This window comes from Paenibacillus sp. FA6 (assembly GCF_051550225.1).
Lineage (GTDB): Bacteria > Bacillota > Bacilli > Paenibacillales > Paenibacillaceae > Paenibacillus_AQ.
Genome location: NZ_CP188820.1, coordinates 1451760 through 1466637 on the forward strand (window position 1 = coordinate 1451760; position 14878 = coordinate 1466637).

Sequence of the window (14878 nt, forward strand, 5' to 3'; positions counted from 1 at the left end):
ATGAATATGAATGCAACACAATTAATTAGTAAAGGATTACTCGGGGAACCTGCGCTACTTCTTGGTTTTATTGCGTTTATAGGTTTGTTACTTCAGAGGGAGCCGTTACAACGACTACTCAATGGGACCATTAGGACCATGCTTGGGTACACACTCCTTCAGATCGGAGCAAATGCTGCAGGTACATCTTTATCTAATTTATCCGCCATCATTCAAAATGGATTTCATGTCATTGGTATTATTCCTCATAATGAGACGATTACCGCCTTAGCACAAATTAATTATGGCAAAGAGATCGCAATTATTATGCTCATTGGGATGATTGTACATCTGGGGATCGCACGATTTACGCCAGTTAAATTCATCTTTCTTACAGGACATCACATGTTGTTCATGGCTTCATTATTAGCGGGGACGCTCATGTCCTTATCCATGTCAACGTGGCAGGTCATGGTGATTGGCGGGATAGTGTTAGCCATATGCATGTCATTTGCGCCTTTAATCTCACAACCGTATATTCGTAGAGTAACAGGAGACGAAAGAATTGCTATAGGGCATTTTAATAGTGTAGGATACCTTTTAAGCGGCTTTATTGCATCTTGGTTTAAGACGAAAGAAGAGCCCAAAGAACCGTATACGATGAAGAAGATGCGTTCTTTTTTTCAAGACAATATGGTGGTTATTACGGTGTTTACATTTGTCTTATTTCTAGTCTCAAGCATGTTTGCACCCACACGTGGTATAGAAGAGATGTTCTCTGGACGTCATTTCATTAGCGTCTCACTCCTGCAGGCAACATGGTTCGCAGGAGGGTGTTATGTCATACTTGCGGGTGTTAGGATGATGTTATCTGAGATTGTGCCCGCTTTTAAAGGGATTGCTGATCGTGTTGTACCAGGTGCCATTCCTGCATTCGATTGTCCAGTGCTATTCAAATATTCACCATTTGCTGCGATGATCGGATTCTTACTTAGTTTTACAGGTGGGATTATGGCTATGATTATCATGATGAAGATACAATACACCGTCATTATTCCTGGGGTTATTCCTCATTTCTTCTCGGGCGGTGCCGCTGGGGTTATCGCTTATAAAATAGGGGGGCTACGGGGATTAGTTACGTCTTCTCTCGTCCATGGATTTGTGATCACTTTTCTACCGATGTTTCTCATTCCGTTATTATCTAACCTGGGTTATTTGCGTACAACCTTTGCTGACAGTGATTTCTCCATCATTGGAATCATCGTACATGCGTTATTCAGTTGGATCTAACTGGGTCATCTTATAAAAGAAAAAGAGTCTATCTCAAGTAGAAGCTTGAGGTAGACTCTTTGCGTTAGAATAGAACGCCCAATTTCCTGCCGATCTAAACGGCAGAACCTTGGACTAACAACTATGTAAGCGTAGCCATTATAATAAAAACATCAAGAGAAAAGGGGAAATGAATATGAAGAAAAAATGGATTAGCACTTTTACAGCACTTGCACTAGCGGCATCAATGATCGCAGGTTGCGGCTCTGGAAGCAACGACAAACCGGCTGGGAAAGTTACCGTATATATCGGTTTCCAGGAAGATCATGCGGTTGCAGCAGTTAAGAAGTTCACGGAGGACACGGGTATAGAAGCTGAAATGATTCGTATGTCAGCTGGAGAAATATTAGCTAAAGTTCGTGCTGAGAAGGATAACCCTAAAGCGGATGTATGGTATGGAGGTCCTGCAGATACGTTTGTTCAAGCAGTATCCGAAGATTTGCTTGAACCTTATAAATCCCCGATTGCGGATAAAATTGATGCGAAGTATAAAGATCCTGATGGCTTTTGGACTGGCGTATATGTTGGAGCTGTCGGATTCGCATCCAATAAAGAGTTCCTAGCCAAGAAAGGTCTGGAAGCTCCGAAGAAATGGGATGACCTGTTGAACCCAGCTTTTAAAGGCGAAGTGGTTATGGCTGATCCTGCATCTTCCGGTACGGCATATACAGCGCTTTACACTGTATTGAAAGTTATGGGTAGTGAAGAGAAAGGATTTGAATTTCTAAAGAAACTTCATCCTCAAGTGCAACAATATACGACAAGTGGTGCAGCACCAGGACGAATGGTTGGTATGGGCGAAGCTGGGGTAGGTATTCTGTTCGCACATGATATTATCAAATATCAAGAAGAAGGTTTCGATAATCTTGTTATGACGATTCCTGAAGATGGAACAGGTTATGAAACCGGATCTATTGCTATCATTAAAGGTTCAAAGAAACAAGAACTTGCACAGAAATTTGTTGATTGGGCATTATCTCCTGCTGGACAGGAATTAGGTAAGACTGTAGGTAGCTTCCAGAATATTACGAACTCTGATGCCGTTGGTCCGGAACAGGCGGTTAAATTAGATGAGATCAATACAATTGACTATGATGTTTCTGAAGCAGGTGCACAGCGCCAACGGCTTCTCGATAAATGGAGTGCAGAAGTTAAGAAATAACATCATCTTGAGAGGGGAGAGCTTAAATGGGCGCTAAGTTCCAAAGATTCAAGCGTGAGCCGCTCCTGCCAATACTAATCGTATTAGTAATGCTCTGCTTACTTGTGTTTATTGTTTATCCGTTACTTCAAATTTTCAAATCAAGCTTTGTAACTACGGATGGTATATTTAACTTCAATGGATACAAGAGAGTGCTGTCGGGTGGTGGATTATTCACCGCCTTGACCAATTCATTGGTCCTTGCCTTCTTGTCGGCTACAATCTCAACCGTCATAGCATATATGTTCGCCTACACGTTCGCGTATGTAAAGGTACCATTCAAACGATTATTTAACGGTATTGCCATCCTACCGATTATTTCACCGCCATTCGTTATTGCTCTATCAGCGATGTTACTACTTGGTAAACAAGGTCTAATTACTAAAAATTTACTGGGCCTGGATAACGCTAATATTTACGGGCTTCACGGTTTGGTGCTCGTCCAAACGCTATCGTTCTTTCCGATTGCTTTCCTAACTCTTTCGGGGCTGCTTCGTTCCATCAGCCCTTCCCTTGAGGAAGCCAGTCAGAACATGGGTGCCAATAAACTAAAGACATTCTTAACAGTAACCCTTCCGTTGTCTGTACCAGGGATAGCGAATGCATTCTTGCTTGTTTTTGTTCAATCTCTAGCTGATTTTGGTAATCCGATGACCATTGGTGGGAATTACTCTACTGTGGCACGAGAAATTTATTTGCAGGCTGTAGGTAGTTATAATATGCAGTCGGGTGCTGCGCTTGCGATGGTATTACTAACGGTTACATTGATCGTATATGTGCTGCAGAAATTCTGGGTAGGTAAGAAAAGCTATGTCACTGTTACAGGTAAACCGACAGGACAGAGAAGATTGATTAACTCAGGTCCAACGAAAACGATGTTATTCGCATTCTGTATGATCATGTCCGTCATCGTTATGGCTTTTTACGCTTTAGTACCCATAGGTTCATTTATTAAATTGTGGGGAATTAACAATAGCTTCACATTAGACCATTATAAATATGTGTTCTCTATTGGACAAAAGGCGATGAAAGATACGCTAATGCTAGCCTTGATCGCAACACCGATATCCGGATTACTGGGGATCATTATTGCATTCTTAATTGTACGGAAGAAGTTTCTTGGCAAAAAGGCACTTGAAATCATCAGTATGCTGTCGATTGCGGTACCTGGGACAGTTATCGGTATAGGATACATTCTTTCTTTCAACAAGGCTCCGTTAGCATTAACAGGGACGGCTATTATCATCATCGCTGCATTTGTTGTTCGGGCGATGCCTGTAGGCATTCGCTCAGGAATAGCTGCATTACAGCAGATAGATCCTAGTATAGAGGAAGCAGCTACTAATCTAGGTGCGAAGCAAACCAAAGTGTTCACGAGTGTCGTCATACCACTCATTAAATCTGCTCTTTTCAGTGGGCTAGTGAATAGCTTTGTGAAAAGTATGACCGCAATGAGCGCTGTTATTTTCCTGATTTCTGCGAAGTTCAACCTTATTACAGCATCTATTCTTGCTCAAGTGGAAGCGGGTCGAATTGGTGTGGCAAGTGCATACTGTACCATTCTGATCATTATCATGATTATTGCGATGATTGTGTTAAACCTACTGGTGAAGTGGATGAGTGGACCTAGACGTACAGCTTAATACAACAGATACTTTATAAGATAGGGGGCAAAGTCATGGCTAAGTCGGTTAGCTTACAACAAATATCCAAAGCGTTCACGGATGATAAAGGAAAACAAACCTATGCTGTTGAGGAAGTGAGTTTAGAAATCGAAGCGGGTCAATTCGTGACCCTTCTCGGTCCTTCCGGTTGTGGGAAAACGACGACACTTCGGATGATAGCGGGCTTTGAAGAGATTACATCAGGTGATATTTATTTCGGAGATGAGAATGTCAATCAAATTTCTCCGAATAAGAGAGACTGTACGATGGTCTTTCAGTCCTATGCTTTATTTCCACATATCAATGTGTTCGAGAATATAGCCTATGGTCTTCGGATTAAGAAATTATCGAAAGAAGATATTCGGAGAAAAGTAGATTCCGTCACGAACATCATGAACTTAAATGATTATTTGGAGCGCATGCCATCACAATTATCAGGTGGACAACAGCAACGTGTTGCCTTGGCAAGAGCGCTAGTGATGGAACCAGGCGTGCTCCTATTTGATGAACCGCTTTCAAATCTCGATGCCAAACTTCGGGTTGTCATGCGGGATGAAATTCGTAATATCCAGCAACGGGTTGGGATCACAACCGTATATGTCACTCATGATCAGAGTGAAGCCATGAGTATGAGTGATAAGATCATTGTCATGAATAAGGGGAGGATAGAGCAGGTAGGAAGTCCAATGGAAATCTACCAGAGACCTAAGACGAGGTTTGTAGCTGATTTCATTGGTACAGCCAATTTTGTAGAGGGTTCAGTTAAAAGGATAGAGGATGGGGTATTATTGATTGAGACTCAATCCGGAATTCTGAAGGTTCGACGTGATGGATATAAGGTAGGTGACATGGTCACAGTTCTTATTCGTCCAGAAGCTGTGACGCTTACGAAGGGTACAGCACATATGGGGGTCATTACCAAAAGTATATTTATGGGACAGACACAAGAATACGAGGTAGAATATAATGGTCAACTACTTCAAATTACAGTGCACAATCCGATTTATGAGCATATATTTCAAGTGAACCAAGAAGTATCTTTACAATTCTCTGAAGACTCATTGCATATTATTTAATACTTCAAGTGAAAAGAGGGGGACGGATGAAACGTTCGGTAAGTATTATGCTACGGCTATCCCTCTTGATCATTCTTTTGTTATTATGTTCATCCTGTGGCAAAGATACTAAGGGTACACTCACGGTTTATGCTGGACTGTATGAAGATCATGCCATCAAAGCGATTGAGACCTTTCAGAAACAGACGGGCATTAAAGTGTCTTACGTTCGGATGTCTAGCGGCGAGATTCTGTCACGAATACGTGCTGAGCACGATAATCCCAAAGCAAGTGTATGGTTCGGTGGACCTGCGGATACGTTTATTCAAGCTAAGTCCGAAGGGTTGTTAGAACCCTATATATCACCTAACGTTTCAATGATAGATCCGACGTATCGTGACCCTGATGGATTCTGGACGGGAATCTATATTGGATCTATCGCCTTTGTATCTAACAAGACCTGGTTGCAAGAGGTAGGGATGACAGCTCCCGAATCGTGGAACGATTTGCTGAAGTCTGCTTATCGAGGGATGATCTCCTTGCCCGATCCACGTTCATCTGGCACAGCCTATACGACACTTGCAACATGGGTACAGTTATTCGGTGAGGATGAGGCTTTTACATATTTGAAAGCACTTCATAAACAGAATATTATCTATACCACATCTGGTAGTGTACCAGGACGTACGGTAGGTATGGGTGAAGTTGGAACAGCGGTCATGTTCTCTCATGATGCCCTCAAGTTCTACAAAGAAGGGTTTCAGAATCTGGTGATCAGTTTCCCGATCGAAGGAACAGGTTATGAGATCGGAGCGGTTGGCATCATTAAAGGAGGACCCAATACGAAAGAGGCGCAGCAGTTCGTAGACTGGGCTCTGACTAAAGATGCACAAGAGTTAGGCAAGCAAGTAGGGAATTACCAATTGCTCACGCATAGAGATGCGGAGTCTCCTGAAGAGGCCTTTTCGCTTCATAATCTTAATGTGATCTCTTATAATTCGGAATGGGCTGGTAAGAATAGGGAACGCTTGATCAATAGATGGACAACAGAAATAATGCATGTACAAATTTCGAACTAATGGATAGCTATAATAATAAGGGGCTGCCTCAAAGGTCATTTTCATGACTTTTGGGACAGCCCCTCTTTGTTGTTCCATTACTTCGTAGAGTCCATTTGATCAAGATGAGTAAACATAACCTCAAGCATATTCAATGCCATTTGTTGCTCATTTAATGGGCGTTCTTGAAGCAATTTTGTGATCTTATGAATAAAATGGTTGTCATTCATCTTGAGGGACTCGAGAAGTAGTTCATCAGCCGTGACTTCTAATTGATTGGCTAGTTTGATTAGAGTCTCCAGAGTGAGGCTTCGTTCTCCTCGTTCAATCTGTCCTATGTAGGCATGAGAAACGTCGATCTTCTCCGCCAATCTTTCTTGCGTTAGATTATGTTTAAGTCGTTCTTGACGCAACCGTGATCCTAATTGCATATAATCCATCGTTCATCACCCTCCACCCTAAACAGTAGTGAAAGGTTAACAAAAATTTAACGTACTGTTGGTTTCAATATGTTTACTGTTAGTTTCATTTGGTGTACAATTACTTTAATGGTCATTATTCAATGGCTCAATATGATTGTTCTACGATTTTTCCCTAACATAATCCATGAAAGGAGAATGAACATTGAAATGTCTACAATGTAACTTTGAGAACAGCGATACAGCGAAATTCTGTGATCATTGTGGAATTCTATTGTATGCATCTTACAGAGCACATATAAGAAATAATAAAGTAATAACAGAAGAAATTGTAGCAACGCTACCAATTCTTCCAACGAAGAGAAAAAGAGATAAAACCTTAAAAATGCTACGTATCGTAATATCTATCGTAGGAATGATCCTCCTAATTACGATTCTCATGATGTTCTTCATTCTTGCTACTGAGGAACCAACCTAAGACTGCGATGGAGATAAGCACGACATAGAAGGTAATTTCCCAAGCGGTGCTATGTGCAAATGACTCAGAGAGAATTGCCAGTGATGGGTGAGCAAGGGTGATCACAGCGAGCTTAACGCCTACCCAACCAACAATGATGAAGGCGGCAACTTCTAGACCGGGACGAGATTGTAGTAACTTCACGAAGAAGGATGCTGCGAAACGCATAATGATCATTCCGATTAAACCTCCAGCAAGAACAATTAAAAATTGTCCACCATCCAATCCTCCAATTTGCGGAAGTGAAGTTTTCGGCAATGTTACTGCCAATGCTACAGCTGCTAGAATAGAGTCTACGGCGAAAGCAATGTCAGCTACCTCAACTTTAATAACCGTGAGCCAGAACCCAGAATTCTTTTTAGGTTGTGCTGAACTGCCAGGAATGACTTCTCCATGTCCCCTTTTTCTGAAGATAACTTTTCTTACAATATGATTTGCGGCGATGAACAATAGATAAAGGGCACCAATGGCCTGTACCTGCCAAATATCTACTAAGTATGAGATAACAAATAATGAACCGAAGCGGAATACAAATGCGCCTGCCAATCCGTAGAAAAGTGCTCTTTTTCGTTCTTGATCCGGTAGATGCTTCACCATAATCGCTAACACAAGCGCGTTATCTGCTGCGAGTAACCCCTCTAATCCAACCAGTATAAGCAGTACCCATCCATACTCTAATAATAAACCGATATCCAATGTTGCTTCCCCCTTATTTATATCTATTCATGAAGTATAACCATCCCTCCATGCAGATAACATCAAAAAAGACCTTTACTAAGAAATAGAACCTTTACAAATAAAGGAATTATTTCTTAGTAAAGGTCTCGCTAACAATTGTGAATTGTCAATAAAGCCGGAGAAAGATCTCTCGTATTGACGACTTTATTGTACAGCTACTCCCCTTTACAGGTGGAAGATATTTAATTATGAAGATAAAAGAAAGAACAATATAGCGAAATCATATATAATTTTTGACTTGATGTCAATAAATATAAATTTAGGAAGATGAATCTTATGGATTTGTTTCTTGGAAATGTATTGTCAACAATTGATTGTTGTTGGTATTGTAGAGTATGGTCACGATGACTCCAATGTCTTTATTGTTGCGATTAATAATAAGTTTAAATTTTTCTTCGGTTGTGTTATCGGAGATCTTCTTGCTACCTATGTGGAGATAGTCTACAACAGCTGCATTGTACTTCTTATTCGTCTCTTTCACTGCAATAGTGCCCCACTTAGCATAGGATGGTTCTACGGGTATTATATCCGAGGTAAAGACAGTCATTGACATTGTGATTGTCACGCTTAGTATAATGGTTGTAACGATTTTCTGAATTGTGTTCATAGGACACCCTCCTTATTTCGTGCATTAGATGTATTATTTGAATTATGACTATTATTATTCATCAAAAGAGAACGCTTACGAATAGATGAACTGTACATAGGGGCGAGAGTTATATAGCAATTGACGGATATAGTAGAGACATATATTATAAGGAATAACTAAGGTTATTTTTTTGAAATATAAGAAGGTATAAGTTTCACTTGATACTTTATTCCTTATATTTCGGCAGAGACGGATAACTTCCTTGAAAAAGGACGGTATAACCGTTTCTGCTTGAGTCAGAGCTTTAGTGCGTCATATCATAACAGCGGTGATACTTGTCTGTTTTAATTGATTACTGAGCGGTTTGTAATGAAAAATGAACATTAGAAAAGGGGATTTTTAATGAAAAAGAAACTATGGGTCTCACTTATGTTGTCTGCAATTATGATTCTAGCAGTGGCTTGCGGAAATAACGGAGATAAGGGAACGAATGGCACCGCTGGTACGGACTCTGGAAGCAAAGAAAATACGGATAAGAAAACGTACAAAATTGCGATTTCCCAGATCGTAGAGCATTCATCTTTGGATGCAACCCGCGAAGGATTCTTGCAAGCCTTGAAAGATGGCGGAATTACTGAGGGCGATAACCTAAAGGTAGATTATAATAATGCGCAGGATGATCAGACGAATAATATGACCATCGCGCAGAAGATTAATTCAGGTGATGCTGATCTCGTTCTTGCCATTGCAACACCATCCGCACAAGCTGTTATACAGCAAGTGAAGAATAAGAATATATTGTTTGCTGCTGTTACAGATCCTCTGGATGCTAAGATTGTCACTAATTTAGAGAATCCTGGTGGGCTTGTAACGGGAATTGCCGATACTAATCCTGAAGCAACTGTTAAGTTGATGGATTTCATTGCCGGAAATTTCCCTAATGTAAAGAGCGTGGGAATCGTTATTAATGAAGGTGAAGCAAACGCTGTCATAATGTCTAAATTCGCAGAGGAAGCGTTAGCTAAGCACGATATAAAGCTAGTTAAGGCTGCGGTTACGAATACATCGGAAGTGAAACAGGCTGCAGAATCGTTGATCGGTCGTGCAGATGCCTTTTATATTACATTAGATAATAGGGTAGTAAGTGGTGCAGAAGCGATTATCAAAGTAGCTAATGAGAAGCATATTCCATTCTTCTCCAGTGATCGTGATACGGTGGAGAAGGGTGCATTTGCAACGGTTGGTTTCAAATATTTCGACCATGGTTATCAAGTGGGTCAGATGGCTGTGGAGATTCTAAAGAATGGTAAGAAACCTGGAGATATGCCAGTGGGTATGCAAGAAAAGTTGGATCTGATATTGAATCTAAAAGCTGCGAGTGCACAAGGGATCGAAGTAACGGATGCAATGAAGGCAGAAGTAGAAAATGCAGAGGAAAATATTATCCAGTAATGATAGCTTGAATAGGTACTACTCAGAAATTATTGTTATGGAGTGGCCGATGTGAATCGACCACTCCCTTTATGTCTAAGAGGAGGTAATCATAATGATCGACTCATTATGGGGTGCTGTCGAATCCGGGATGTTATATGCATTTATGGCACTCGGGGTATATATTACATTTCGAATTTTGGATTTTCCAGATTTAACGGTAGATGGAAGCTTTACAACAGGGGCTGCCATTGCGGCAGTAATGATTACTCATGGATATTCACCTGTTTTGGCTAGTCTTTCGGGTTTTGCTGGAGGAGTTGCAGCAGGAACTTGTACAGGTCTATTACATACCAAAGGTAAAATCAATGGGTTAATGTCTGGTATTCTGATGATGATTGCCCTGTATTCCATTAATGTGAGAATTCTGGGCAAACCTAATGTCTCGGTCTATGGATTGAATACGATATTTACTTCAGTAAAGCCGCTCGTGCTTATACCGATTGTTGTCATCATCGTGTTAGCTTTATTGGGTCGCTTTCTGTATTCAGATCTGGGACTAGCATTAAGAGCTACTGGTGATAATGATCGGATGATTCGAAGCTTCGGTGCGAATACTGATCTGACCAAAATTATCGGTATTAGTCTAGCGAATGGATTAGTAGCACTTTCCGGGGCCCTGATCGCCCAACATTCTTCTTTTGCAGACTTATCCGGAGGCGTAGGAATGATCGTCATTGGACTAGCCTCTGTTATTATTGGAGAAGCGGTGTTTGGAGCTAAAAATGTCATTCACCATATCATTTCCGTCGTTCTTGGTTCCATCATTTACCGTGTGGTAGTTGCACTCGCACTTCGAGTTGAATGGTTAGAAGCTTCGGATATGAAGCTTATTACCGCTATTATCGTTATCGTGGCACTCGTGCTCCCGTCAACTCGTCGTGTGATGAAGCAGAAGAAGATGGCCAAGAAGCGATCAGCTGAAATATTGACTATGGGTCAAGAGAAATCAAGGGGAGGTGAGCTATAATGCTTCAGCTAAACCATGTAGCTAAATTATTTAACCCAGCCACACCTGATGAGAAAATTGCTCTTTTTGATATACAGTTGCATTTGAAACCAGGTGACTTCGTCACGGTTATTGGAAGTAATGGTGCAGGTAAATCTACCTTAATGAATATTATTTCCGGTGTAATGAAGCCAGATACAGGAAATGTGAAGATTGAGAATCAAGACATTACGCATTTACCAGAGTACCGGCGGAGTCGTTGGATCGGCCGAGTATTTCAAGATCCGATGGCAGGGACGGCTCCTTATATGACCATTGAGGAGAACCTCGCCATGGCCTATGCACGGGGCAAGAAACGCGGACTTGCTCTTGGAGTGAAGGCAAGTAAACGAACTTTGTTCCGCGAAGAGTTGTCACGTCTTGGTATTGGTCTAGAAGAGCGTCTTCATGCGAAGGTGGGAATGCTCTCAGGTGGAGAACGACAGGCGTTAAGTCTGCTTATGGCCACATTCACGAGCCCTCAAATACTACTGCTTGATGAACACACCGCAGCACTAGACCCCTCTCGGGCAGAATTGATTACCCGATTGACGGACAGTATTGTTCGAGAGATGAAGCTAACAACACTGATGGTTACTCATAATATGGAGCAGGCTATTCGTCTGGGAAATCGACTTATTATGATGGATAGTGGACGAATCATATTGGATATTGATGAGGAAAGAAAGAAAGATTTAACTGTCGAGCGGTTGCTTGGTGAATTCGAACAAATTAGTGGACATAAATTGTCTGACGACCGTCTTGTACTCGGTTAATTGATGAGCTATAACTCTCTCACGGTTATGAGATCGGGAGAGAGTTACTTTTTGGGAAGATAGATTATGTGATATATTATAAACGATATCAACTTATGAGCTAGGAGTGAAGTTATGTTTAATAAAGATGCAAGGATATTATTTCAAGGGGATTCGATCACGGATGGAGGCCGCGGTCGTGAACGAGATATTAATCATGATATGGGTCACGGGTATGCTTTTCTTATTGCAAGTCTCTTAGGTTATGAACAACCAGAACAACAATATCAGTTCTTTAATCGAGGTATAAGTGGAAATAGGATTGTTGATTTATTCGGACGTTGGCAAGAAGATACATTAAACCTTAAACCAGATGTGTTAAGTATACTAGTTGGTGTAAATGATGTAGGTATGGAGTTCTCGCGAAAATGTGGAGTATCCGCAGCTAAGTATGAGAAGGTGTATGAGTCATTAATCGAAGAAACCAAATCCCAATTGCCGGATATTGAATTTGTTATTTGTGAGCCATTCATTCTACCAGCGACGGGGAAAGTAAAGGATAATTGGAAAGAATGGAATGATGAAGTTTGCCAAAGACAAGAAGCTGCGAAGAGAGTCTCTGAAGCCTATGGCACCATTTATGTTCCGCTACAAGAGCCCTTCAATGATGCGTGTCGCCAAGCAGACGAATCGTATTGGATATGGGATGGTATTCATCCAACGCCAGCAGGTCACCAACTTATCGCCAATGAATGGATAAAGAGCGTGAAGAATAGGAAGTAGCAGATCGTATCAAGTGGATGATGATCCTTGAAGTACTATTGACATCTGGACCATCACATGAGAAAATGTACGCGTGTACATTATTGCGGAAGGAGGGCTTGTTATCGCATCCCGTAAGGAGGTAGCTAAGCTAGCCATGGTGTCCGAAGCAACCGTATCAAGAGTGCTTAACAACGTGGGTCCTATAAAGGATGAGACAAGACAAAGGGTTCTCGCTGCAGCAAAGGAATTGAATTATACTCCTAGTTCGCTCGCTCGAAACTTTGCTACGAGTAGAAGTGGGAATATAGGTGTCATCCTTCCTTATGTGCCTAAGGTCAATTTGTTCTCAACCTATTTCTTATCGGAAATACTTAGTGGAATTGGGAGTAAGTCTCACGAATATGGATATGATCTATTATTATTGTTCAGACCAATAGATGATGTGATGAACTATTCACAACTATTTCATACTCGTAAGGTTGATGCGCTGATTATACTGGGTGCTAAAGATGATGAAGTAGAAATAGAAGCATTACAGCGGTTGAAAGAGGACAATAGACATTTCTGCTTAATTAACCAGCATTATGATGGAGAGACTTTCAGTGAAGTGGATGCCACTCATATGAAGGGAAGTTATGATGCAGTCACACATCTGATTCATCAGGGTTATAAGAAGATTGCCTTTATAAATGGACCCATAGCATATTCCAACAGTCGTGATCGTTATGAAGGATATCAGAGGGCATTGCAGGATCATGGATTAGAGGTTAAAGAGTCATTATTGTTCACAGGTAACTTTAGTCGCAAGAGCGGTTATGTAGCTGCATCATCCGTTCATGAGATATTGAATAACGTTGATGCTATATTTGCATCTAATGATCGAATGGCTATTGGTTTACAACAGGGATTAAGAGAACTAGGTATACCGTGGAATCAACTTCCGGGGATGGTAGGGTATGATAATTCAGACTCGGCAGAAGTGACAGCGCCTTCATTGAGTAGTGTGAAGGTACCTTTTTACAAAATGGGCCAACTCGCTACTGAGAATCTATTGAACCGTCTACAACAATCGTCTGAGGGAATGCAGGATTACTTCCGTATTCAACTGCCTACGGAGTTAATCGTTAGAGAATCTAGTAGTACCAAATCAAAGGAGGAATTGGAATGAAGCAACTTCGTATTGGTATGGTAGGATACAAATTTATGGGTAAAGCACATAGTAATGCTTATCGTGCACTTCCGATGTTCTTCCCAAATGCTAAACTGAAGCCGAAAATGTCGGTCATCTGTGGGCGTGATGAGGTCGCAGTCAAACAGGCTGCAGAGCAATTTGGATGGGCTGAGGTTGAGACGGACTGGCGGAAATTGATTGAGCGAGATGATATTGATCTAATCGACATTAATGCACCTAGTAATGTTCATAAGGAAATTGCGCTGGCTGCTGTACAAGCGGGTAAACATATTTTCTGTGAAAAGCCATTAGCTTTAACTCTAGCAGATTCTCGAGAAATGTTGGCTGCTGCAGAGAAAGCTGGAATTAAACATATGGTCGGCTTTAACTATCGCTTCACACCAGCTATTCAACTAGCAAAGAAGTTAATTGAAAGCGGGAGATTAGGAGAGATCTATCATTTCCGGGCGTGGTTTCTTCAGGACTGGATTCTAGATCCAACATTTCCATTAGTATGGCGACTGCAGAAAGAGATTGCCGGTTCGGGTTCGCATGGTGATCTAGGAGCACATCTTATTGATTTCGCACATTACCTAGTAGGCGACATGCAGGAGGTTATCGGCATGAGCGAGACGTTCATTCGAGAACGACCACTGGCTAGTGAAATGACAGGGTTAAGCGCCAAAGGAAGTAGTGATGGCCCAATGGGGGAGGTCACGGTGGATGATGCAACGTTGTTCATGACTCGTTTTGAGAACGGTGCCATCGGGTCTTTCGAGTCGACGAGATTTGCTGCGGGCCATCGAAGTACCAATTCATTCGAGATTAATGGTAGTAAAGGAAGCGTGAAGTTCGATTTCGAGCGGATGAATGAACTGGAAGTATATTTCACGGATGATGACGAGGACGTACAAGGGTTCCGACGTGTACTGGCAACGGATCCCGCACATGCTTATTCGGAAGCTTGGTGGCCAGCGGGGCATACAATCGGATTTGAACACACGTTTACACATGAAATGTTGGAGCTTATGAATGCTATAGATGAAGATAGACAACCTTTACCGAATTTTAATGATGGAGTGAAATGTCAAGCTGTGTTGGAAGCGGTTGAACGTTCAGTCGAAGAGCGGCGTTGGGTATCTATTTCAGAAATGTAAAC

At 41.5% G+C, this 14878-nt stretch carries 15 protein-coding genes; 12 read left to right on the forward strand and 3 right to left on the reverse strand.

Annotation, left to right across the window (positions count from 1 at the left end; all coding sequences use genetic code 11):
* The first annotated feature begins 6 nt into the window (after positions 1-6).
* From ACP8HI_RS06655 to ACP8HI_RS06675, 5 genes are all read left to right on the forward strand, one after another.
* The gene (locus ACP8HI_RS06655; protein ID WP_438350333.1) at positions 7-1269 is read left to right on the forward strand and encodes a PTS ascorbate transporter subunit IIC; all 1263 of its coding nucleotides are present in this window, start codon (positions 7-9) and stop codon (positions 1267-1269) included.
* A gap of 175 nt (positions 1270-1444) precedes the next feature.
* Positions 1445-2470, forward strand: a complete 1026-nt coding sequence (locus ACP8HI_RS06660) for an ABC transporter substrate-binding protein (protein WP_438350334.1) — start codon at positions 1445-1447, stop codon at positions 2468-2470.
* A 26-nt stretch (positions 2471-2496) separates the two neighbouring features.
* Positions 2497-4152 carry an ABC transporter permease gene (locus ACP8HI_RS06665; RefSeq protein ID WP_438350335.1) on the forward strand — a complete coding sequence of 552 codons (1656 nt, stop codon included), beginning with the start codon at positions 2497-2499 and terminating at the stop codon, positions 4150-4152.
* Between the two features lie 35 nt (positions 4153-4187).
* Positions 4188-5249, forward strand: a complete 1062-nt coding sequence (locus ACP8HI_RS06670; RefSeq protein ID WP_438350336.1) for an ABC transporter ATP-binding protein — start codon at positions 4188-4190, stop codon at positions 5247-5249.
* Positions 5250-5275: 26 nt separating this feature from the next.
* Positions 5276-6307, forward strand: coding sequence for an ABC transporter substrate-binding protein (locus tag ACP8HI_RS06675; protein WP_438350337.1), 1032 nt, complete (start codon positions 5276-5278; stop codon positions 6305-6307).
* A gap of 77 nt (positions 6308-6384) precedes the next feature.
* Here the strand turns inward: ACP8HI_RS06675 and ACP8HI_RS06680 are convergent, their stop codons facing one another.
* Positions 6385-6726, reverse strand: coding sequence for a helix-turn-helix domain-containing protein (locus ACP8HI_RS06680; protein ID WP_438350338.1), 342 nt, complete (start codon positions 6724-6726; stop codon positions 6385-6387).
* A gap of 184 nt (positions 6727-6910) precedes the next feature.
* On the opposite strand from ACP8HI_RS06680, the gene ACP8HI_RS06685 reads away from it, so the two are divergent.
* Complete coding sequence (locus tag ACP8HI_RS06685; RefSeq protein WP_438350339.1) at positions 6911-7183, forward strand: zinc-ribbon domain-containing protein; 273 nt, start codon at positions 6911-6913, stop codon at positions 7181-7183.
* On the opposite strand, the gene ACP8HI_RS06690 is transcribed toward ACP8HI_RS06685, so the two are convergent.
* Complete coding sequence (locus ACP8HI_RS06690) at positions 7130-7918, reverse strand: TerC family protein (protein ID WP_438350340.1); 789 nt, start codon at positions 7916-7918, stop codon at positions 7130-7132. The genes ACP8HI_RS06685 and ACP8HI_RS06690 overlap by 54 nt on opposite strands.
* 316 nt (positions 7919-8234) lie before the next feature.
* The gene (locus tag ACP8HI_RS06695; protein WP_438350341.1) at positions 8235-8567 is read right to left on the reverse strand and encodes a DUF3889 domain-containing protein; all 333 of its coding nucleotides are present in this window, start codon (positions 8565-8567) and stop codon (positions 8235-8237) included.
* Positions 8568-8951: 384 nt separating this feature from the next.
* Between ACP8HI_RS06695 and ACP8HI_RS06700 the strand changes: the two genes are divergently transcribed.
* The 6 genes from ACP8HI_RS06700 to ACP8HI_RS06725 all read left to right on the forward strand — a co-directional run bounded on the left by ACP8HI_RS06700 (position 8952) and on the right by ACP8HI_RS06725 (position 14876).
* The gene (locus tag ACP8HI_RS06700; RefSeq protein WP_438350342.1) at positions 8952-10001 is read left to right on the forward strand and encodes an ABC transporter substrate-binding protein; all 1050 of its coding nucleotides are present in this window, start codon (positions 8952-8954) and stop codon (positions 9999-10001) included.
* A gap of 94 nt (positions 10002-10095) precedes the next feature.
* A complete protein-coding gene (locus ACP8HI_RS06705; protein WP_438350343.1) occupies positions 10096-11010 on the forward strand; it encodes an ABC transporter permease in 915 nt (304 codons plus the stop codon).
* Complete coding sequence (locus ACP8HI_RS06710) at positions 11010-11804, forward strand: ABC transporter ATP-binding protein (protein WP_438350344.1); 795 nt, start codon at positions 11010-11012, stop codon at positions 11802-11804. Before ACP8HI_RS06705 ends, ACP8HI_RS06710 begins: the two co-directional genes overlap by 1 nt.
* Positions 11805-11918: 114 nt before the next feature.
* Positions 11919-12566, forward strand: coding sequence for an SGNH/GDSL hydrolase family protein (locus tag ACP8HI_RS06715; RefSeq protein WP_438350345.1), 648 nt, complete (start codon positions 11919-11921; stop codon positions 12564-12566).
* 73 nt (positions 12567-12639) lie between these two features.
* Positions 12640-13716, forward strand: coding sequence for a LacI family DNA-binding transcriptional regulator (locus ACP8HI_RS06720; protein ID WP_438350346.1), 1077 nt, complete (start codon positions 12640-12642; stop codon positions 13714-13716).
* Positions 13713-14876, forward strand: coding sequence for a Gfo/Idh/MocA family protein (locus ACP8HI_RS06725; RefSeq protein ID WP_438350347.1), 1164 nt, complete (start codon positions 13713-13715; stop codon positions 14874-14876). The genes ACP8HI_RS06720 and ACP8HI_RS06725 overlap by 4 nt, the downstream gene beginning before the upstream one ends.
* Positions 14877-14878: the final 2 nt, after the last annotated feature.